Source organism: Mucilaginibacter koreensis, from assembly GCF_054783355.1.
Genome location: NZ_BAAGQS010000001.1, coordinates 3692252 through 3713804, shown reverse-complemented (window position 1 = coordinate 3713804; position 21553 = coordinate 3692252). Strand labels below are relative to the sequence as shown.

Genomic DNA, 21553 nt, shown 5'->3' with positions numbered 1-21553 from the left:
CCACAACGCAGAAAACCCCCATACTTATTCAGTAAGGGGGTTTAGTTTGTAAGGTATGGCGCCGACCTACTCTTCCACCTGTTACGGCAGTACCATTGGCTCTGGCGGGCTTAACTACTCTGTTCGGAAAGGGAAGAGGTGGACACCGCCGATATAGGCACCTGAATATTTTAAGTGTTGGTGGGCTGCCGGCCTGGGGCTGCAGCTTACAACAATGACAATTCAGGGAAAGGAGTGATTGAAGGAAAAGCCTGGGTAAGACTTTTGCAGTGCTTTAGTTTGTATATTTCTATACTGCTGTGTGCTTTGGGATGGGCAAAGCCTGTTCGGCAATGCCCACCTTGATGCTTTTCGAAGAAAGCTTCAGGCGATTAGTATGACTCGGCTATGCTGTCACCAGCTTTACACCTGTCACCTATCAACGTAGTCGTCTACTACGGCCTTCAATGGAAGTCTCATCTTGTGGCTAGTTTCGCACTTAGATGCTTTCAGCGCTTATCTATTCCAAGCGTAGCTACCCTGCCGTACACCTGGCGGCATAACAGGTTCACCAGCGGCTTGTCCAACCCGGTCCTCTCGTACTAAGGTCAGCCCCACTCAAACTTCCTGCGCCCACAACAGATAGGGACCGAACTGTCTCGCGACGTTCTGAACCCAGCTCGCGTGCCACTTTAATCGGCGAACAGCCGAACCCTTGGGACCTTCTCCAGCCCCAGGATGTGACGAGCCGACATCGAGGTGCCAAACCTCCCCGTCGATATGAGCTCTTGGGGGAGATCAGCCTGTTATCCCCAGCGTACCTTTTATCCTTTGAGCGATGGCCCTTCCATGCAGAACCACCGGATCACTATATCCGTCTTTCGACCCAGCTCGGCTTGTCGGCCTCACTGTCAAGCAAGCTTATGCTATTGCACTCCCCGTACGGTTACCAAGCGTACTGAGCTTACCTTTGAAAGCCTCCGTTACCTTTTTGGAGGCGACCACCCCAGTCAAACTACCCGCCAAACAATGTTCCCCTGTGTCAGGGGTTAGACACCCACTGCAGAAAGGGCGGTATTTCAAGATTGCCTCCACGAGTCCTAGCGAACCCGCTTCACTGGCTCCCGCCTATCCTACACATCCTGCAGCCGGCATCAATGTTAAGCTATAGTGAAGGTGCATGGGGTCTTTCCGTCCCGTTGCGGGTAACCGGCGTCTTCACCGATACCACAATTTCACCGAGCTCATGGCTGAGACAGCGCCCAGATCGTTACACCATTCGTGCAGGTCGGAACTTACCCGACAAGGAATTTCGCTACCTTAGGACCGTTATAGTTACGGCCGCCGTTTACTGGGGCTTCGATTCAATGCTTCGCACCTTACAGCACTAACATCCCCTCTTAACCTTCCAGCACCGGGCAGGTGTCAGGCCTTATACGTCATCTTTCGATTTTGCAAAGCCATGTGTTTTTGTTAAACAGTCGCCTGGGCCTTTTCACTGCGGCTGATATTGCTACCAGCGCCCCTTCTCCCGAAGTTACAGGGCCATTTTGCCGAGTTCCTTAGCCATGAATCACTCGAGCACCTTAGGATTCTCTCCTCGACTACCTGTGTCGGTTTACGGTACGGGTTTTTTATGCCTGAAGCTTAGCAGGTTTTCTTGGAAGCCTGGTTACCTTCACTATCCGCTCGCCCGAAGGTTTGCGGTACTATCAGCTTTCAGCAAAGCATGCGTACTTAACTACACGCCCTATACCTACGGCCTTTAACGAACTATTCCGTCAGTTCGCGGAAGTTTCACTACTCCGTCACTGCATCGCAGCATAAAAAAGTGCAGGAATATTAACCTGCTGTCCATCGGAATCGCCCTTCGGCTTATCCTTAGGCCCCGACTAACCCTGATCCGATTAGCGTTGATCAGGAAACCTTAGTCTTTCGGTGGGCGGGTTTCTCTCCCGCCTTATCGTTACTTATGCCTACATTTGCTTTTCTAAAAGCTCCACCAGGGCTTGCCGCCTCTGGCTTCTCCGCCGTTAGAATGCTCCCCTACCAGTGTATATCAATATACAATCCATAGCTTCGGTATACCATTTAATGCCCGTTTATTATCCATGCCCGGCCGCTCGACTAGTGAGCTGTTACGCACTCTTTAAATGAATGGCTGCTTCCAAGCCAACATCCTAGCTGTCTGTGCAGCCGGACCTCGTTAGTTCAACTTAATGGTAATTTGGGGACCTTAGCTGATGGTCTGGGTTCTTTCCCTCTCGGCCCTGGACCTTAGCACCCAGAGCCTCACTGCAGCGTATATTACAAAGCATTCGGAGTTTATCTGGATTTGGTAGGATTTGACTCCCCCGCACCCAATTAGTAGCTCTACCTCTTTGTAACTTGACCGCCACGCTGTTCCTAAAAACATTTCGGGGAGTACGAGCTATTTCCCAGTTTGATTAGCCTTTCACCCCTACCCACAACTCATCCGGAAGCTTTTCAACGCTTATCGGTTCGGTCCTCCAGTACCTGTTACGGCACCTTCAACCTGGCCATGGGTAGATCACAAGGTTTCGCGTCTACCTCCTCTGACTGCACGCCCTGTTCAGACTCGCTTTCGCTTCGGCTTCGGGCCTTAAGCCCTTAACCTTGCCAGAGAAGAGTAACTCGTAGGCTCATTATGCAAAAGGCACGCCGTCACGCAACATGTACGCTCCGACCGCTTGTAAGCACACGGTTTCAGGTTCTATTTCACTCCCCTGCTCGGGGTTCTTTTCACCTTTCCCTCACGGTACTGGTTCACTATCGGTCTCTCAGGAGTATTTAGCCTTACCGGATGGTGCCGGCAAATTCCCACAAGGCGTCTCCGACCTCGCGGTACTCAGGATACCACTATGCCCATATTACTTACCCGTACGCAGCTCTCATGCTCTATGGCGGGCCTTCCCATGCCCTTCCGGTTCATTTTATGATACAATATCGTGGTCCTATAACCCCAGGTATGCCGTAACATAACTGGTTTGGGCTCCTTCCCTTTCGCTCGCCACTACTCAGGAAATCACTGTTGTTTTCTTCTCCTCCGCCTACTTAGATGTTTCAGTTCAGCGGGTTTGCGCATTATATGCAATCTATCTTCAATAGATTAGGTTTCCCCATTCGGAAATCTGCGGATCAACTCTTATGTGCAAATCCCCGCAGCTTATCGCAGCTTATCACGTCCTTCATCGCCTCTGAGAGCCAAGGCATCCCCCGTGTGCCCTTTCTTACTTTCTTCTACACCTTACGCTTTTGCTCGTAAGGGTATGCTTTTATTTGGATATTACTTTCAGACGCTTTCGTTATTGCTAACTACTGACGGCCTGCCGTAATTGTCCTTCACTGTTGTCTTACTCAGTTTTTCTTCAATTACTTCTTTCCATGATGTCAAAGAACGTTTTGCCGGTGGCTTGTTCAGTTGTTCATTTGTACATTGGGCTTAACCAATGAACTAGTAAACTATTGAACGCCGTTTGGCAAGTGTGGAGAATAACGGATTCGAACCGTTGACCCCCTGCGTGCAAGGCAGGTGCTCTAGCCAGCTGAGCTAATTCCCCTCTCGTAAAGTCGCTTACGCTATAGTAGTCCCGAGCAGATTTGAACTGCTGACCCCTACATTATCAGTGTAGTGCTCTAACCAAACTGAGCTACGGGACTCTGTGGTTGGTCTGCAAAACTTACAGACACAGGCACCCTCGTGATTCGTTCGTCTGGCGCCCACTGATATGAGCTTTCTCTTTACTTAGGGTTTCCTCTTTACTTGTGCGCACTCCTTAGTGCGTACGCGTTTCGTTCGTGTGTTTGAATAAAGAAAGGAAAAGATCACGCAGGTGAGTTGTAAACATTCGAATGGATTACTTATACAGCTCGCCAATATTTGAATAACCTGCGCCATTGTAGAAAAAGGATAGCCGCTGATGATATACATTGCTATATACCGGTAGCCAGCGCTAATGCTTCTCTAGAAAGGAGGTATTCCAGCCGCACCTTCCGGTACGGCTACCTTGTTACGACTTAGCCCCAGTTACCGGTTTTACCCTAGGACGCTCCTTGCGGTTGCATACTTCAGGTACCCCCAGCTTCCATGGCTTGACGGGCGGTGTGTACAAGGCCCGGGAACGTATTCACCGCGTCATTGCTGATACGCGATTACTAGCGAATCCAACTTCACGGGGTCGAGTTGCAGACCCCGATCCGAACTGTGAATGGCTTTACGAGATTGGCATCCTGTTGCCAGGTAGCTGCCCGCTGTACCATCCATTGTAGCACGTGTGTAGCCCCGGACGTAAGGGCCATGATGACTTGACGTCGTCCCCTCCTTCCTCTCTGTTTGCACAGGCAGTCTGAATAGAGTCCCCACCATTATGTGCTGGCAACTATTCACAGGGGTTGCGCTCGTTGCGGGACTTAACCCAACACCTCACGGCACGAGCTGACGACAGCCATGCAGCACCTAGTTTCGCGTCCCCGAAGGGACTGATTCGTCTCTGAATCATTCGCTAACTTTCAAGCCCGGGTAAGGTTCCTCGCGTATCATCGAATTAAACCACATGCTCCTCCGCTTGTGCGGGCCCCCGTCAATTCCTTTGAGTTTCACCCTTGCGGGCGTACTCCCCAGGTGGAACACTTAACGCTTTCGCTTAGACGCTGACCGTATATCGCCAACATCGAGTGTTCATCGTTTAGGGCGTGGACTACCAGGGTATCTAATCCTGTTTGATCCCCACGCTTTCGTGCCTCAGCGTCAATCGCACTTTAGTGAGCTGCCTTCGCAATCGGTGTTCTGTGACATCTCTATGCATTTCACCGCTACTTGTCACATTCCGCCCACTTCAGCTGCATTCAAGCCCATCAGTATCAAAGGCACTTCGGTAGTTGAGCTACCGGCTTTCACCCCTGACTTAACAGGCCGCCTACGCACCCTTTAAACCCAATAAATCCGGATAACGCTTGGATCCTCCGTATTACCGCGGCTGCTGGCACGGAGTTAGCCGATCCTTATTCTCGCCGTACATTCAGCCTCTTACACGTAAGAGGGTTTATTCCGGCGCAAAAGCAGTTTACAACCCGTAGGGCCGTCTTCCTGCACGCGGCATGGCTGGTTCAGGCTTGCGCCCATTGACCAATATTCCTTACTGCTGCCTCCCGTAGGAGTCTGGTCCGTGTCTCAGTACCAGTGTGGGGGGCCATCCTCTCAGATCCCCTAGACATCATTGCCTTGGTAAGCCATTACCTTACCAACTAGCTAATGTCCCGCATGCCCATCTTCGTCCTATAAATATTTGATAGTAAAGCGATGCCACTTCACTATGTTATGCGGTGTTAATCTCTCTTTCGAGAGGCTATCCCCCTGACGAAGGTAGGTTACATACGTGTTACGCACCCGTGCGCCACTCTCATGGGGAGCAAGCTCCCCAATCCCGTCCGACTTGCATGTATTAGGCCTGCCGCTAGCGTTCATCCTGAGCCAGGATCAAACTCTCCATTGTAAATATTCTTTATAATGTTAAGTTCAATTGCTCTGACCCTATACTTTTCTCAAAGTTAGAATCTTACTAATCAATTAACTTGTTTTGTCTTGTTTATTGCCTTAGCGCTTAACCCACCTTTCTCAAGGTAAGTAAGCCGATCCTTTTTCCAAATTGACTTCAGGGATATTCTTAGCTTGCTTGCTTGTTTTCCTTCTATGTTTACGCGCCATGATGTCGTTTGCATTAAGCCTCTTAGCTTAACTCCACTTCACCAAGCCTCGCTTGCATGATCTTATCTTCCTTTAAAAGAACTTTCTTCAGCAGTCACCGTCGCGGGCCGCCTCTTTTATCTCTCGTTAACCCCGTAAGGTTACTTGATTTGCTTGTTTTCTCTGCTCCCAGATTGACCGGAAGCTTCGTTGTTTTTGCGAGTGCAAAGGTAATTGTTTTTCTTATTCTCTCCAAATTATTTTTCAAATTTTTTGAGTGAAATTTTGAAGAGATTAAACATCGCTTCAACACTACTCTTAACCGTCGCTTTTAAGCTTTTTCAATGTACTGCCCGGTGTTAATCGGGAGTGCAAAGGTAACAACCTTTATCACATTTTCAAAACTTTTTTTTAAAAATTAAAAAACCGTTTTGTTTTGCTCTTGTTGTTATTAGCTTGATGTTAAAGAACTCCGCTATCTCTTTTGCGGGCTGCAAAGGTACAAACAGTATTGATTCTTGCAAACTGTTTGCGTTAAATCCTGCCTGTAATCTTCTAATGCCTTGTTTTACAGGCAGTATATTTTCGACACTTCGTTCTTCCTCCTTTTATTCAGCTATTATATCGCATACATTGGTTAAATAGTGTTAAATGTACTAATGTAATTACACCTGTTGTGACAATACTATTATTTTAGCCCTCTAATTATTAATTGATTGATTTACATTATTCAACTATCTTTGCAGGATGTTTAAAAAGCAATTCGTATATATTGCAACGCTGTTTATTGCATTTATTATTATAGTAGCTGGATGTAAGAGCAAATTTGAAAAGCTCAAGGCCAGCAACAACAACCCACGCAAGTATCAGGAAGCGGTTAGACTATATAATAAGAAAGATTACGGGCGTGCGCTTGATTTATTTGAAAACCTGGCGCCTCATTACCGTGGACAGAGCGGAGCCGAAGATCTATTCTATTATTATGCCTACACTAATTATAAACTGAAGGACTATACTTCGGCCAGTTATCACTTCAAGCAGTTTGCCGAAACCTACCCTACCAGCCCGAGAGCTGAAGAGTGCCGCTTCATGAACGCTTATTGTTATTATCTGGATGCGCCCGGCTTTTCATTAGATCAGTCAAATACGCAGAAAGCGATTGATGCCATGCAGCTGTTCATCAATTTATACCCGAAAAGCGACCGCGTAACCGAGGCTAACAAAATCATTCAGAACCTGCGTGACCGCCTTGAGGAAAAAGCCTATGCTAACGCAAAGCTATATTATACTATAGGTGATTATAAATCGGCTGTAATTTCAATGGGTAATGTGCTACGTGACTATCCGGATACTAAGTATGCTGAAGAGCTGGAGTACCTGAGTATTGTTTCACAATATGAATATGCCAAAGTAAGTTTAGAGGTACGTAAAGAAGAACGCTATGCGCAAACCTCTACCATGGTTGATCAATTTGAAGAAAAATACCCGAGCAGTACTTACCTGCGTAATGCACAGCAATATAAACGCGACAGCGAAAACGGCATTGTACGTGTAAAACGCGAGCTTGCACAACTGGCAGCAGAAAACCCGCGCAAGCTGGCCAAAGAAATAGCCAAGCAAGACACCAGCGCTGATAAGATCAAGCCTACGCAATCATCAATTGATATTAACGAACATCAAAAAATTCCACCACAAGAATAATAGCAAGAGAATAGATATGAGCAATAATAATAAACCATCAACTGTAGCAGGCAGCACCATCACCCGCGACCTGCGCGAGCTTGACCAGTCAACCGATAACATTTATGAGTCGATTGTAATTATGGGCAAGCGTGCCAACCAGTTATCGAACAATTTGAAAGAAGAGTTACACCAGAAGCTTTCTGAGTTTGCTTCATCAAATGATAACCTGGAAGAAGTGTTTGAAAACCGCGAGCAAATTGAAATTTCTAAACACTACGAAAAGCTGCCAAAACCAGTATTAGTAGCGGTACAGGAGTTTATTGACGGTAAAGTATATTACCGCAACCCGGCCAAAGAACAGGAAACTAAGTAAGTATCTTATACTTATACGTTATAACAAAGGCGCTGAAATGATTTTTAGCGCCTTTGCTGTGTTTTGAGCTTTGATTATTTACTTTTGAACTTAAAAATTTACAACGTGCTTAAGGGTAAAAAAATAGTTTTGGGCGTTTGCGGCAGTATTGCAGCTTACAAATCGGCATTATTGGTACGGCTGCTCATAAAAGCCGGCGCAGAGGTGCAGGTAGTAATGACAGAAGATGCTACGCATTTTATCACGCCCTTAACTTTATCTACCCTTTCTAAAAAGCCGGTATCGGTCAATTATTTCAAACCTGACACCGGCGAATGGAATAACCATGTTGAATTGGGCCTTTGGGCCGATCTGTTACTCATTGCTCCAATTAGCGCTAATACATTGGGCAAACTGGCCGGTGGATTATGCGATAATCTATTAAGTGCTGTTTACCTATCGGCTAAATGCCCTGTATACTTCGCACCGGCAATGGATTTGGATATGTGGAAGCATCAGGCCACGCAAACCAATATCAGTAAGCTGTTATCATACCATAATATATTGATACCGCCGGGCAGCGGAGAATTAGCCAGCGGGCTTAATGGCGAAGGGCGTATGGCCGAACCGGAGGAAATTGTGGCTTTCCTTCATCAGCATATGAATCACCAACTACCTTTAGCAGGACGGAAAGTGCTGGTAACAGCCGGCCCTACTTATGAGGCGATTGACCCGGTGCGGTTCATTGGCAACCACTCATCGGGTAAAATGGGCTATGCTATAGCTGATGAGATGGCGAGTTTAGGTGCCGAAGTTACCTTGGTTAGCGGGCCAACGGCGCAGCATACGGATAATGCGGCACATCTTATCCAAGTTACGTCGGCTGCCGAAATGCTGACTGCCTGCGAGCAAGTGTTTACACAGGCCGATATCTGCATTATGAGCGCTGCCGTAGCCGATTATACACCGGCACAGCCGCAAGCACAAAAAATTAAAAAGCAGGAAGCCGGGTTAAATATCGAACTGAAAAAAACTACCGATATTTTAAAACGACTGGGTGAACAAAAACGTACAAACCAATTATTAGTCGGCTTTGCGCTCGAAACAAATAATGAAGAGCAGTATGCCATTGAAAAGCTGCAGCGTAAAAACCTCGATTTAATTGTGCTGAACTCATTGAACGATGCCGGGGCCGGATTTAAAACCGATACCAATAAGGTAACTCTGATTGATAAGAACTTGCATAAAACTACGTTCGCACTTAAAACTAAAACTGAGGTAGCCCGAGATATTTGCGCTAAGGTAATTGAATTGTTGCCACCACATGAAGAAACTAAGTAGCCTGTTACTTTTACTATGCTTAAGCACCTTTACCTGGGCGCAGGATTTGAATGCGCGTGTACAGGTATTGTCGCCCAAGGTGCAAACAACCAATAAACGGGTATTTCAGGCATTGGAAAATGCCATACGCGATTTTTTGAACGGCCGCAAATGGACACCTGATGTAATTAAGCCTGCTGAAAAAATTGACTGCAACTTTGTACTCAATATTACCGCCTGGGATAATGGCAGCAACTTTAGCGGCGAACTGCAGGTGCAATCTTCGCGCCCGGTATATAACTCTTCTTATAATACTACCCTATTAAATACCAACGACCGCGATTTTGATTTTGTGTATACCGAAGGGCAAACCATGGATTACAATGATCAGAACTTTCAAAGCAATTTAACTTCCGTGCTGGCTTATTATGCCTACCTTATTGTGGGGTTTGATTATGATAGTTTTGCCCGTTATGGCGGTACGCCTTTTTTTGCCAGCGCGCAAAATGTGGTAATTAACGCCCAATCCTCATCTTACAAAGGGTGGAAGGCCTTTGACAACAACCTGAATCGCTATTGGCTATCTGAAAACCTGGCGAATAAAACTTATATCCCTCTGCGCAGCTTTATTTATGATTATCATCGTAACGGGCTGGATTTAATGGCCGATAATCCGGGCCGTGGTTTGCAAAGCATTGATGCGGTATTGCCTGTATTAACACAGTTAGACCGTACCCGTCTCGGTGCCATGCTGCCCAATCTATTCTTCTCAGCCAAGCGCGACGAACTGGTATCTATTTACAGTGGCGCCAACATTCAGCAAAAACAGCAGGCTGCTAACATCTTCTTAAAAGCCGATCCGGCAAATGGGAATAAGTATCAGGTGTTATTGATGAATTGATCTGTCGCTATCGGCAAAAACTCTTTCTTTTAATATAAATAGCGGCCTTCCCCTCATGTCATTTCGACCGTAGGGAGAAATCTTCTTCAAGTGATAAGTTTACAGCAGATTGGCTTGATGAAGAAGATTTCTCCCTACGGTCGAAATAACATGCTCTGATGTTTTAAATACGGCTTTCATTTTTACGCATCATTAAAATTAGTATTCAAAAAATATTTTTTAAATCATTTGCATATACGAAAATCATCGTAGATATTTGTACGAAGAGATTCGTATATATGAAATACACTGAGAGTGAGTTAGAAATACTACAGGTACTTTGGGCTAAGAAGCAGGCTACCGTACGTGAAGTGCACGAGGAATTAGCCAAAAGCAAAGAGGCTGGTTACACCACTACCCTGAAACTGATGCAGATTATGTTCGACAAAGGACTGGTCGACCGGGATACATCGGCTAAAACCCATATTTATAAAGCTAAAGTAAGCCAGAAGCAGGCACAAAAGTCAGCATTGGATAAGATTATCTCTACCGTATTCAAAGGCTCAGCTGCCGATTTAGTCATGCAGGCCCTGGGCAATCACGAGACTTCGACCGATGAGATTGAAGCCATCAAAAATTACCTGGATCAGTTTAACTCACCCAAAAAATAAATAAAGCTATGCAAAGCATCTGGCAGGCAGTAAGCCACATTTTAGGCATCACTATTATTCACTCGCTATGGCAGGGTCTATTGATTTATATGTTTATCCGGATGTGTTTGTTTTGCTTTCCGGAGATATCTGCTAAAAGCAAATACCGCTTGTTGGCCGCAGGCATGTTTAGTTTAACGTTATGGTTTTTATATACACTGCTGGTACAGTTAAAAGCCGATGTTAAAGTAATTGCACAACCTTTAAAACTTACTGATGCACTACCATCATTTGAGCCGGCCTATCAACCTTTGCAAGCGGTAAACCGTTATGAGTTCGATTTAAATATTTACCTGCCCTACATCACCTTTATATATGTATGTGGCTTTATCATCAGCAGTTGCCGCATGGGCTATGCCTGGTACCATTTGGGTTTAGCTAAACGCTTTAACACAATAGCTACAGCGCTGCAAATACAAGCCAATAATTTAGCCGTTCAGCATTTCAATCTAAAGCGCCCGGTAAGGTTAATCGTCAGTGAGTATGTGAATGTGCCCTGTGTAATGGGGCATTTAAAGCCAGTGCTTTTGCTACCGGTTACCCTCTCTACCGGCTTATCGGCTACCGAAATTGAGGCCATACTTTTGCATGAGCTCGCCCACATTAGCCGTAACGACTTTTTGCTTAACCTGTTCCAGCAACTGGCAACTACCCTGTTGTTCTTCAACCCCTTTGCACAGTTGTTTAACCGTTACCTGAACGAGGAACGTGAGAATTGCTGCGATGATATAGTCGTCAGCATTACCGGGCAGCCCCTGGTGTATGCCCAGGCTTTACTTAAACTGGAAACCAACCGCCAGGTGGCTCTGCAATTAGCGATGGCAGCCACCGGCAAAAAATATCATTTATTTAACCGAATACAACGTATCATGAAAACACCAAAGCCTTCGGGCAACCTTCGCCACCTCTTATTAAGTCTACTTGCTGTAGGCATCAGTTTCGGCAGCATTGCATGGATCAACCCTGAATTGAAAGACGGCAAGCTGTCGGTAAAAATTGAAAAGCCGGCTATCATCAGCCGTATGATGGGCGATACCATCAGGCCTAAGCCATCAAAAATCGCCTCAAAACCTTCAATCAAAACCATATCAGGAAGAAAATACCGTAAAGGTGACAATCCTGAACTTGACCGACTAAGTGCAGAGATAGAAAAGCATGCAAATAAAGTGGGCAAGTATTACTCCAGCCCTGAGTTTACTAAGTACGCCGAAGAAATGGGCAAAGAAGGCGCTAAGATAGCTGAAGTATACAATACGCCCGAAATGCAGCATTTGATATCGCAACAAGCAGAAATGGCGGTTAAGGTAGCTATGCAACAGCCGGATAAAGAAACACAGGCACGCCTGAACCAACAACTGGCCGATGCCAGCAAACAACTGGCCCAATCATTTGCCACACCCGAGTTTCAACGCATGTCCGCACAATTAGGTATGGCAAGTGCTAAATTGGCTGGCTTAAATACCAATAGTGCTGCTTACAAAAAACAAATGGCCGAAATTACTCGCCTTAGTCAATCCATCGGTAAAATCAGCAGTTCGCCCGAAGCTATAAAAGCCCAAGAGCAAATTGGCTTGGCAGCTTCACAAATGGCAAAACAGTACACTTCTACAGATTGGAAACAACAGCAGGAAAACATTCATCGGTTAAGCGATAGCATTGCCCAAGCCTATAAAGGTAAGTTTGATGGAACCTCAAAAGTTAAGATGCAAGAGTTGGAAGCCAAGATGAAAGCTTACCAGCAAAACCCTAAAATGAAGCAGGAGCAGCAGGAACTGCAAAAAGCCAGCAAAAAATTACAGGAATACCTACAAAGCCCTGCCTACAAACAATGGTTGAAAGAGCATCCTGAAAAAGCAATGAAAGAGCAGCCGGAGCAGCTAGAACAACCGGAGGCTAAAGAACAGCCTGAAAAAACAGGCGCTGATATGACTTTCCTTTATAAAAATTTTCTGGCCAAACCCGGTCCGCGTGGTTGTTAAACGAAGCGATATTTAATATTTGATTATCTCTATCACTCCCTTTTCCCTCAGTTACTGACAAGATTACCGATATACAATTCCTAACAATTTAGGCTCATTATTTGTAATTTAGTATCCTCTAAGCAAGAGGATACTTTTTTTATGCTGCATCAGCTTACCATAAATAACTACGCATTAATTGACAATCTGGACATCAGTTTTGATGGCGGATTAAACATACTCACAGGTGAAACCGGTGCTGGTAAATCTATTATACTGGGTGCCTTGTCGCTTATATTAGGCCAGCGCGCCGAGAGCCGCTACTTTTTTAATCAGCAAAAAAAGTGTGTGATTGAGGGGCTATTCAAAATTTCGGATTTTCACTTAAAAGCTTTTTTTGAAGATAATGACCTCGATTATGAGGCTGAAACCGTACTACGCCGCGAAATATCCGCCGATGGCAAGTCGCGCGCTTTTGTAAATGATACGCCGGTAAATCTGGCTACCATGAAGCAGCTGGGCGAAAAGCTGATTGATATTCACTCCCAGCATGCCACATTGGAGATCAACGATCCGGAATTTCAGTTGCTGGTAGTTGACGCCGCTGCCGGCCATGCTACACAGTTAAGCGATTACCAGGGCAAGTTTCGTGCTTATCGCAAAAATGCAAACCGTTTGCAGCAGTTGATTGATGAGAACGAAAAAGCTAAAGCCGATTTAGATTTTTACCAGTTTCAGTTTGATGAACTGGAAAAAGCCAACCTGCAGCCTGACGAGCAGGAAAGCATGGAGCAGGAACTCTATGCTTTAAATAACGCCGAAGAAATTAAACGCAGCCTGAGCGGCGCCCATTACCTGATGCAGGAGGGTGAAACCGCAGCCATTCTGCAGCTGCGCGAAGCCGGTCAGCAGTTATCCGCCTTAGAGAAATTCAGCAACGAGATAGCTGATTTACACCAGCGTTTAAACAGTGCTGTAATTGAACTGCGTGATATTGCCGGCGAAATTGAGCAACTGGAAGACCGCACCCAGGTTAACGAGGAGCGTGCCTATGAAATTAACACCCGCCTTACACTGATATACAACCTGCAAAAAAAACACCGGGTAAGCAGCAATACTGAACTGCTGGCTATTCAGGAAGATTTATCCAACAAATTGCAGCAGGTAGAGTCGGGCGGCGAAGAGATCGAGGCCCTGCGTGAGCAAATTGCCCTGCAAATAGAAGAATTGGAGCACCTGGCTGCAAAACTATCAGCCAACCGCAGCCAAGCCATACCCGAAATTGAGCGCCAGGTAATGGAAACATTAAGCGAAATGGGTATGGGCAATGCCATCCTGAAAGTGGAGCAGCAGCCTACACCCAATAGTGAACTAACAAAAAACGGCACAGATCAAATCAAATTCCTGTTTACGGCCAATAAAGGCCATGCTTTATCCGAAATGAGCAAGGTGGCCTCCGGTGGTGAGCTTTCGCGGTTGATGCTGAGTATAAAATCTATCATTGCCCGCTATACGGCATTGCCTACCATCATTTTTGATGAGATTGATACCGGTGTATCGGGCGAGGTAGCCAACAAGGTAGGCCAGATTATGGAACGCCTGGCTAACAATCTGCAGGTAATTACCATTACTCACCTACCGCAAATTGCCAGCAAAGGCAACAGCCACTATTTTGTTTATAAAGACAATGCAGGCGCTACTACTACCACCCGCATGAAACAACTGAGCCAGCAGGAACGGGTAACCGAAATTGCCAAAATGCTGAGCGGCGATAATCCGGGTGAAAGTGCATTGAAGAACGCTAAGGAACTATTGAAAGGGTAAGGGCAATGAAAATTGCACTACCCTTTTGCCTGTTGTTGATCACATCTGCACTTTGCAAAGCGCAATATATTCCCGCACAGCCTAAGCCTACCTACGAAAACATAACTCAGGATACCATTAATATTACAGGTGAAGCCTATGATGCCTTGGGTAATCCTGTTGCTGACTTACTTTTGATTTCACGGAACCGGCATTTTGTTTACAAAGGTTACCACCCTTATGGTGAAAGCAATAAGCAAGGCAAATTTGTAATAAAAGGTGCATTGCCTCATGATACCTTAGATATCTATTGGGATAAAAAAGTGATTCACTGTATCAATTCAGGCAGCAGGTATATACAAATACATTTGCCCCCAATTGAACAACCTGAAGCACAAAAAACTTTAGCTACAATTACAGCGAAGCGCAACAGGAAAAAAGAAATACCTAAATTTAAAATCATCACCAATTCTGTACTGCTTGATTTTTACGGTATTGCTCACGATGTATGGGTTCCGGCACGCTTCTCACAAAATGAAGTTAAGTTTCAGGATTTTATCAATTCACAAATAACCTATCCCGAAAAAGCAGTTAAAGCTAATATAGAAGGTGCAGTTGAGGTAAGCTTTGTGATACAGCCTGATGGCTCGTTGCATGATTATGAATTGGTACGGGGCATTGGTTACGGTTGTGATGAAGCCGTTTTGGCTGCGGTTAAACGTAGCCCAAAATGGAAACCTGCCCGCTATGATGGGCGGGCGGTGGCCAGTCAATCATCCGTAATTATCAATTTTCAATTAACTGATAAATAGCATACCTTTACCGCTTTGAAAAAACACTCAAAACCATGGCTTATAACTTACTAAAAGGTAAAAAAGGAATTATATTCGGAGCGCTGGACGAAAAATCAATCGCCTGGAAAACAGCATTGCGTTGCCACGAAGAAGGCGCCGAGATTGTGTTAACCAACGCCCCTATCGCCCTGCGCATGGGTGCCATCAATCAGTTGGCCGAGCAAATCAACGCACCGGTAATTCCGGCCGATGTTACCGTGACTGCAGATATTGAAAACCTGTTTACCCAAGCCCAGGAACATTTTGGTGGCAAGGTAGATTTTGTACTGCACTCTATCGGCATGAGCTTAAATGTGCGCAAAAACAACCGCTACCCTGAAAATAACTACGATTTTACCCATAAAGGTTTAGATATTTCGGCCCTGAGCTTACACCGCGTATTGCAGGTGGCTATGAAACAGGATGCCATCAGCGAGTGGGGTTCTGTAGTGGCTTTAACTTATATTGCTGCCCAGCGTGTATTCCCTGACTACAATGATATGGCCGATAACAAAGCGATGCTGGAAAGCATTGCCCGTAACTTTGGCTATTATTATGGTATTGAGAAAAAAGTACGCATCAATACCGTTTCGCAATCACCAACCCGCACCACCGCAGGTTCTGGCGTAAAAGGCTTTGATGGTTTTATCAGCTACGCCGAAAAAATGAGTCCGTTGGGTAATGCCTCAGCCGAGCAATGTGCCGATTATTGTGTAACCCTGTTCTCAGATTTAACCAAAATGGTAACCATGCAGAACCTGTTTCATGATGGTGGCTTCTCTTTCACCGGCGTTACCCAAGCAGTGATTGAGCAGATGGAGAAATAAGATTTGATTTTAAATATGAAAAGGCGCTGTATATACAGCGCCTTTTTTGTTGGTGGTACTTTTTGTTGAAATGGTGTTTAAGACATATAATTGGCATAAACGTCGTTCTGAGCGGCAGCGAAAAAGCTCCACGCTAAATCACGCTATTGCTTTTTAGCACTTCCTTTGTCATCCTGAGCTCCGTCGAAGGGTGGTAACAGAAACGCTCATTTGAGCAGCCTCTGCGCCTATGCTTCGAGTACCTCAGCATGACAACGTAAGTGCGCTTGAAAGAGTTTATGTACAAGTGCTTCGCTGGCGCTCAGTACAATAGAAAAGCAGTGAACGAAAAAGGCCTGCTTACACAGGCCTTTTTATATTAATTTCCTAATTGCTTTAAAGCTAAGTAGGCCATTAAACCGGTGCTGACTTCCAGCGCCGACTCTTCGATATCAAAAGTTGGTGTATGTACTGATGAGGTAATGCCCCGGCTTTCGTTGCGGGTACCCAGGCGATAAAAACAACTGTCGGCTACCTGTGAGTAATAGGCAAAATCTTCGGCGGCCATCCAGATATCCAGATCAAGCACATTTTCCTTGCCCAGGTAATCTTCGGCATGGCTGCGGGTGGCAGCGGTTAGCTTTTCTTCATTGATCAAAAAAGGATAGCCTTTCATGATGTTAAATTCGCAGCTTCCGCCCATGCTTTCGGCAATGCCTTCGGCCATTTTTTTCATACGGCGGTGCGCTTCTTCACGCCATTTCTCATCCATCGTACGGAAAGTACCTTCCAGGTAAACCTCGTTAGGGATCACATTAGTAGCGCCATTGGCAATTACTTTACCGAAAGATAACACCGAAGGGCTCTTCGGGTCGGCAAAGCGGCTTACCACCTGCTGCAAAGCAGTCAAAATATGTGCGGTAATAATAACAGGGTCAATATTTTGCTGGGGCTGTGCGCCGTGGCCCCCTTTGCCTTTTACGGTTACATACAGTTCATCAGTAGAGGCCATATATTTACCAGCACGGAAACCTACTTTACCGGCGTCAATCAGCGGCATTACGTGCTGACCGATTACGGCCTGCGGCTTGGGGTTATCCAGTACACCTTCAGCAATCATCAAGCTGGCGCCACCGGGTAGCTTTTCTTCAGCCGGCTGAAAAATCAGTTTTACAGTACCGCCAAACTCATCTTTTAATTCGGTTAATATTTTAGCTGTACCTAATAGCGATGAGGTGTGGGCATCGTGACCGCAAGCATGCATAACGCCGGGGTTTTGTGATTTATAACCTACCTCGTTAGCTTCAACAATGGGTAAAGCATCCATATCTGCCCGCAAGGCGATAACCTGATCGGATGGTTTACTGCCTTTGATCAAACCCACCAACCCGTTATCTGCCATACGGATGTACGGAATACCCAAATCATCCAGTTGTGCAGCCACATAAGCAGAAGTTGCTACCTCATGAAATGACAATTCGGGATGCATATGTAAATGACGGCGGGTGTTGACTACATCGCCATAGATGGCTTTGGCAAGCGCTTGAATTTTTTCCTTAATCATTGTTTTCGGGAACTGGATTAAGCGGCGGATTAATACGCTCGGACAGGATGAACAACGAAGTAAACTGCGAACGCAATTGCTGCAGTAATTTGCCTGCCTCCATGCGCGAACGAAAATCGCCGGCTTTAACTTTAAAATTGGGTTCTTTGTAACTGATATAAGTACGGTACTCCGGGAACATCTCCTGGAACTGGGTTTGTGCCCGGAAAGCATCTCTACGGTTAGAGCCACTAAAGAACTGCACCCGGTAACCAAAGGTAGAATAAGGGCTGCCTAAACCACCGGCCTTTTTAGGGGTATATCGTCGGGCAATCAGGGTATCAATACGGCTGTCTTTAATTACCTCTACCCTGCCGCGTGTTTGAGCGGTAGATTGATTAGCCGATACTATAACAAATAAGCAGCAACTGCTTACAAACATGAGTGCTTTATAAACAAGTGCTGCTTTATTCATTTCGATTTCTTAATTAGCTATTAACGTCATTGCGAGGAACGAAGCAACCTCTAAACGCTCATTTGGCATGATGTAGAGAGATTGCTTCGTACCTCGCAATGACGTCTTTAATTATTTTATTCTAATTACGCGCCGTGGCAGTTTTTAAACTTTTTGCCGCTGCCGCATGGGCAAGGATCGTTTCTACCAATTCTTTGCTCTACACGTACAGGCTCCTGCTTTTGCATTTCCTGTAAATCCTCTACAGGTACGCCGTTGTTTTCCTGCACCAGTTCGGGTTTAGAAGTTCTCATTTTACGCATGTCCACACTCGGTTGTACCGGGCGGGCCTCGCGAACTTCATCAGGCTGCTGCTGTACGGGGATGCCTCCTCTGAACAGGAACGTTACCATCTCTTTATTCACATTGGCCAGCATCTGGCGGAACAATTCAAAAGCTTCGAACTTATAAACCAGCAATGGGTCTTTCTGTTCATAAACAGCATTCTGTACCGATTGCTTCAATTCATCCATTTCGCGCAGGTGCTCTTTCCAAGCCTCGTCAATTAAAGAAAGTGTTACACTCTTCTCAAATGATTTAAATACTTCCAAGCCGTGGTTCTCTACCGCTTTGGCTAATGGAACTGCTACCTGTATGCCATGAATACCATCAGTGAAAGGCACAATGATATTTTCTACCATATCGCCGCGGGTTTGGTATACATCCTGCAGTACCGGGAAGGCCTGCTCGGCGATAGCTTCCTGTTTACGGTGATAGAAATTAATTACGGTCTCGAAGGTAGCATCAGTTAACTGTGCCACATTCATGGCTGTAAATTGATCTTTCGAGGTTTCAATCTCTACGGCAAACAGGCGAATGATTTCCAGTTCAAAGCCATCATAGTTATTGCTGTCTTTAAACTCGGTTACCACATCTTCTACCACATCATAAATGGTATTGTTCAGATCCACATCTAAGCGATCGCCAAACAATGCGTTTTTACGTTTGGCGTATACTACCGTACGCTGTGAGTTCATCACATCATCATACTCCAGCAAACGCTTACGGATACCAAAGTTATTTTCTTCTACTTTCTTCTGCGCACGCTCAATGGATTTGGTAATCATGGAGTGCTGAATCACTTCGCCTTCCTCAATACCCATACGTACCATCATGTTGGCAATACGCTCTGAGCCGAACAAACGCATCAGGCCGTCTTCCAGTGAAACGAAGAACTGTGAAGAACCCGGATCGCCCTGACGACCGGCACGACCACGTAATTGGCGGTCAACCCGGCGAGATTCGTGGCGCTCGGTACCTACAATGGCTAAACCACCAGCCTCTTTAACACCTGCGCCCAGCTTAATATCCGTACCACGGCCGGCCATGTTGGTGGCTATGGTTACGGTGCCTGCTTTACCCGCTTCGGCCACAATATCGGCCTCCTTTTGGTGCATCTTGGCATTCAACACGTTATGCTTAATGCCACGCAATTTCAGCATACGGCTCAATAACTCCGAAATTTCAACCGAAGTTGTACCCACCAGTACCGGACGACCGGCCTGGGTTAAGGCCACAATCTCATCGGCCACGGCATTGTATTTTTCGCGGATGGTACGGTATACTAAATCCTGACGGTCATCGCGCTGTATACCCCGGTTGGTTGGTATTTCTACCACGTCCAACTTATAAATTTCCCAGAACTCGCCTGCTTCAGTTACGGCAGTACCGGTCATACCACACAGTTTGTGGTACATACGGAAATAGTTTTGCAGGGTAATAGTGGCAAAAGTTTGGGTAGCATCTTCTACCTTCACATTCTCTTTAGCCTCAATAGCCTGGTGCAAGCCATCAGAATAGCGGCGGCCATCCAGCACACGACCTGTTTGCTCATCCACAATCTTTACTTTTCCGTCATCCAAAATATACTCGGTATCACGCTCAAATAAAGTGTAAGCTTTCAGTAACTGATTAACCGAGTGGATACGCTCTGATTTGATAGAGAAATCGCGCATCAGCTCGTCTTTACGCATTACTTTCTCTTCGGCGCTCAGGTTTGATTTTTCAATCTCAGCAATCTCGCTACCCACATCAGGCATCACAAAAAACTGTGCATCTTCGCCCGAAGCGGTAATCAGTTCGATACCTTTTTCGGTTAATTCAACCGAGTTATTTTTTTCGTCAATTACAAAATACAGGTCGGCATCTACCTTCGGCATTTCTTTACCCTGATCCTGCAAGTAATAATTTTCTGTTTTTAACAATACCTGGCGGTTAGCGCCTTCGCTCAAATATTTAATTAAAGCTTTGCTCTTAGGCAAACCACGGTGGGCACGTAATAAAGCCAAGCCACCGGCATCGGCATCAATTTTGCCTTCAGCTATTTGCTTCTTGGCTTCGTTCAATACCGTATTGATATAGCTTTTCTGTACGTTTACGAGGCGCTCAATGCGTGGCTTCAGCATATAAAACTCATGCTCATCGCCGCGTGGTACCGGGCCTGAAATAATCAAAGGCGTACGGGCATCATCAATCAACACCGAGTCCACCTCATCCACCATGGCAAAATGGTGTTTGCGCTGTACCAGGCTGGCGGGGTCGCCGGTCATGTTATCACGCAGGTAATCAAAACCGAATTCGTTGTTGGTACCGAAGGTAATATCAGCCAGATATGCATTGCGGCGTTGCGGCGAATTAGGCTCGTGGCGGTCAATACAATCAACCGAAAGGCCATGGAACTCGTACAACGGCGCCATCCACTCTGAGTCGCGGCGGGCCAGGTAATCATTTACAGTTACAATGTGCACGCCTTGTCCGGCCAGTGCGTTCAGGTAAGCTGGTAGTGTAGCCACCAGGGTTTTACCTTCACCGGTAGCCATCTCAGCAATTTTACCCTGGTGCAGTACAATACCACCAATCAGCTGCACATCATAATGCACCATGTCCCAGGTTACTTCATTACCGGCAGCTCTCCAGGTATTATGATGAATAGCTTTATCGCCCTGTATCACTACATTCGGCTTAAACTGCGCCAGCATCTGGTCAAACTCAGAAGCGGTAACTTCAATAGTTTTGTTGGCAGCAAAGCGGCGGGCAGTTTCTTTTACCACAGCAAAAGCTTCGGGCAGGATATTCAACAGAATCACCTCCAGCTCTTTGTTGCGGTCTTTTTCCAGTTTATCTACACGGGCATACAGCTCTACCTTAGCATTTACATCCACTTCGGGGTGCTCGGCTTCTTCTTTGGCGGCGCGGATATTTTCATCTATCTCGGCCAGGCCCTGCTGGATGCGATCTTTAAAATCTATGGTTTTTGCCCTAAGCTCATCATTACTGAGCATTTCGAGCTTGGCAAATTCGCTCTTCGTTTTTTCTACCAAAGGCTGGATGCTTTTGATATCGCGTTCTGATTTGCTTCCGAAAAGCTTACTGATAAATCCTAACATATACTATTCTGCTTACTGCACTTTATTCAATTATTGCGCCAATGGCAATTTGAAGCCATTATGACAGGTAAAGGTAAGAAAA

The 21553-nt window shown here is 45.8% G+C and carries 12 protein-coding genes, 2 tRNA genes and 3 rRNA genes; 9 read left to right on the top strand and 8 right to left on the bottom strand.

The window, feature by feature from the left end:
- Positions 1-53 precede the first annotated feature (53 nt).
- From rrf to ACYVNW_RS16540, 5 genes are all read right to left on the bottom strand, one after another.
- Positions 54-165: ribosomal RNA gene (gene rrf, locus ACYVNW_RS16560) — 5S ribosomal RNA — on the bottom strand.
- Positions 166-351: 186 nt separating this feature from the next.
- A 23S ribosomal RNA gene (locus ACYVNW_RS16555) occupies positions 352-3241 on the bottom strand.
- Between the two features lie 245 nt (positions 3242-3486).
- Positions 3487-3560, bottom strand: a tRNA-Ala gene (locus ACYVNW_RS16550).
- A 25-nt stretch (positions 3561-3585) separates the two neighbouring features.
- A tRNA-Ile gene (locus ACYVNW_RS16545) sits at positions 3586-3660 on the bottom strand.
- Positions 3661-3968: 308 nt separating this feature from the next.
- Positions 3969-5492: ribosomal RNA gene (locus ACYVNW_RS16540) — 16S ribosomal RNA — on the bottom strand.
- The 16S, 23S and 5S rRNA genes sit together here with 2 tRNA genes alongside, the layout of an rRNA operon.
- A 938-nt stretch (positions 5493-6430) precedes the next feature.
- Here ACYVNW_RS16540 and ACYVNW_RS16535 point away from each other — a divergent pair.
- The 9 genes from ACYVNW_RS16535 to ACYVNW_RS16495 all read left to right on the top strand — a co-directional run bounded on the left by ACYVNW_RS16535 (position 6431) and on the right by ACYVNW_RS16495 (position 16049).
- Positions 6431-7384 carry an outer membrane protein assembly factor BamD gene (locus ACYVNW_RS16535; RefSeq protein WP_460680984.1) on the top strand — a complete coding sequence of 318 codons (954 nt, stop codon included), beginning with the start codon at positions 6431-6433 and terminating at the stop codon, positions 7382-7384.
- Between the two features lie 16 nt (positions 7385-7400).
- The gene (locus ACYVNW_RS16530) at positions 7401-7739 is read left to right on the top strand and encodes a DNA-directed RNA polymerase subunit omega (protein WP_460680983.1); all 339 of its coding nucleotides are present in this window, start codon (positions 7401-7403) and stop codon (positions 7737-7739) included.
- A gap of 105 nt (positions 7740-7844) precedes the next feature.
- Complete coding sequence (gene coaBC, locus ACYVNW_RS16525) at positions 7845-9059, top strand: bifunctional phosphopantothenoylcysteine decarboxylase/phosphopantothenate--cysteine ligase CoaBC (protein ID WP_460681028.1); 1215 nt, start codon at positions 7845-7847, stop codon at positions 9057-9059.
- Positions 9043-9939: a type IX secretion system protein PorD gene (porD, locus tag ACYVNW_RS16520; protein WP_460680982.1), complete on the top strand. Its 897-nt coding sequence runs from the start codon at positions 9043-9045 to the stop codon at positions 9937-9939. Before coaBC ends, porD begins: the two co-directional genes overlap by 17 nt.
- Before the next feature lie 278 nt (positions 9940-10217).
- Positions 10218-10589, top strand: coding sequence for a BlaI/MecI/CopY family transcriptional regulator (locus ACYVNW_RS16515; protein ID WP_460680981.1), 372 nt, complete (start codon positions 10218-10220; stop codon positions 10587-10589).
- An 8-nt stretch (positions 10590-10597) separates the two neighbouring features.
- Positions 10598-12607 carry a M56 family metallopeptidase gene (locus ACYVNW_RS16510; protein WP_460680980.1) on the top strand — a complete coding sequence of 670 codons (2010 nt, stop codon included), beginning with the start codon at positions 10598-10600 and terminating at the stop codon, positions 12605-12607.
- Positions 12608-12748: 141 nt separating this feature from the next.
- Positions 12749-14410, top strand: coding sequence for a DNA repair protein RecN (recN, locus tag ACYVNW_RS16505; protein ID WP_460680979.1), 1662 nt, complete (start codon positions 12749-12751; stop codon positions 14408-14410).
- 5 nt (positions 14411-14415) lie between these two features.
- A complete protein-coding gene (locus ACYVNW_RS16500; RefSeq protein WP_460680978.1) occupies positions 14416-15201 on the top strand; it encodes an energy transducer TonB in 786 nt (261 codons plus the stop codon).
- Positions 15202-15236: 35 nt separating this feature from the next.
- On the top strand, positions 15237-16049 hold the full coding sequence (locus tag ACYVNW_RS16495; protein WP_460680977.1) for an enoyl-ACP reductase FabI: 813 nt from the start codon (positions 15237-15239) through the stop codon (positions 16047-16049).
- Positions 16050-16407: 358 nt separating this feature from the next.
- On the opposite strand, the gene ACYVNW_RS16490 is transcribed toward ACYVNW_RS16495, so the two are convergent.
- The 3 genes from ACYVNW_RS16490 to secA form a co-directional block, all read right to left on the bottom strand.
- The gene (locus ACYVNW_RS16490) at positions 16408-17592 is read right to left on the bottom strand and encodes a M20 metallopeptidase family protein (protein WP_460680976.1); all 1185 of its coding nucleotides are present in this window, start codon (positions 17590-17592) and stop codon (positions 16408-16410) included.
- Entirely contained in the window at positions 17585-18046 is a 462-nt protein-coding gene (locus ACYVNW_RS16485; protein WP_460680975.1) for an SPOR domain-containing protein, read from the bottom strand. The genes ACYVNW_RS16490 and ACYVNW_RS16485 overlap by 8 nt, the downstream gene beginning before the upstream one ends.
- A 125-nt stretch (positions 18047-18171) precedes the next feature.
- Entirely contained in the window at positions 18172-21471 is a 3300-nt protein-coding gene (secA, locus tag ACYVNW_RS16480; protein WP_460680974.1) for a preprotein translocase subunit SecA, read from the bottom strand.
- Positions 21472-21553 lie beyond the last annotated feature (82 nt).

Coding starts and splice junctions, on each gene's coding strand:
- ACYVNW_RS16535 (WP_460680984.1), top strand. CDS start 6,431: ATGTTTAAAAAGCAATTCGTATATATTGCAACGCTGTTTATTGCATTT.
- ACYVNW_RS16530 (WP_460680983.1), top strand. CDS start 7,401: ATGAGCAATAATAATAAACCATCAACTGTAGCAGGCAGCACCATCACC.
- porD (WP_460680982.1), top strand. CDS start 9,043: ATGAAGAAACTAAGTAGCCTGTTACTTTTACTATGCTTAAGCACCTTT.
- ACYVNW_RS16515 (WP_460680981.1), top strand. CDS start 10,218: ATGAAATACACTGAGAGTGAGTTAGAAATACTACAGGTACTTTGGGCT.
- ACYVNW_RS16510 (WP_460680980.1), top strand. CDS start 10,598: ATGCAAAGCATCTGGCAGGCAGTAAGCCACATTTTAGGCATCACTATT.
- recN (WP_460680979.1), top strand. CDS start 12,749: ATGCTGCATCAGCTTACCATAAATAACTACGCATTAATTGACAATCTG.
- ACYVNW_RS16500 (WP_460680978.1), top strand. CDS start 14,416: ATGAAAATTGCACTACCCTTTTGCCTGTTGTTGATCACATCTGCACTT.
- ACYVNW_RS16495 (WP_460680977.1), top strand. CDS start 15,237: ATGGCTTATAACTTACTAAAAGGTAAAAAAGGAATTATATTCGGAGCG.
- ACYVNW_RS16490 (WP_460680976.1), bottom strand. CDS start 17,592: ATGATTAAGGAAAAAATTCAAGCGCTTGCCAAAGCCATCTATGGCGAT.
- ACYVNW_RS16485 (WP_460680975.1), bottom strand. CDS start 18,046: ATGAATAAAGCAGCACTTGTTTATAAAGCACTCATGTTTGTAAGCAGT.
- secA (WP_460680974.1), bottom strand. CDS start 21,471: ATGTTAGGATTTATCAGTAAGCTTTTCGGAAGCAAATCAGAACGCGAT.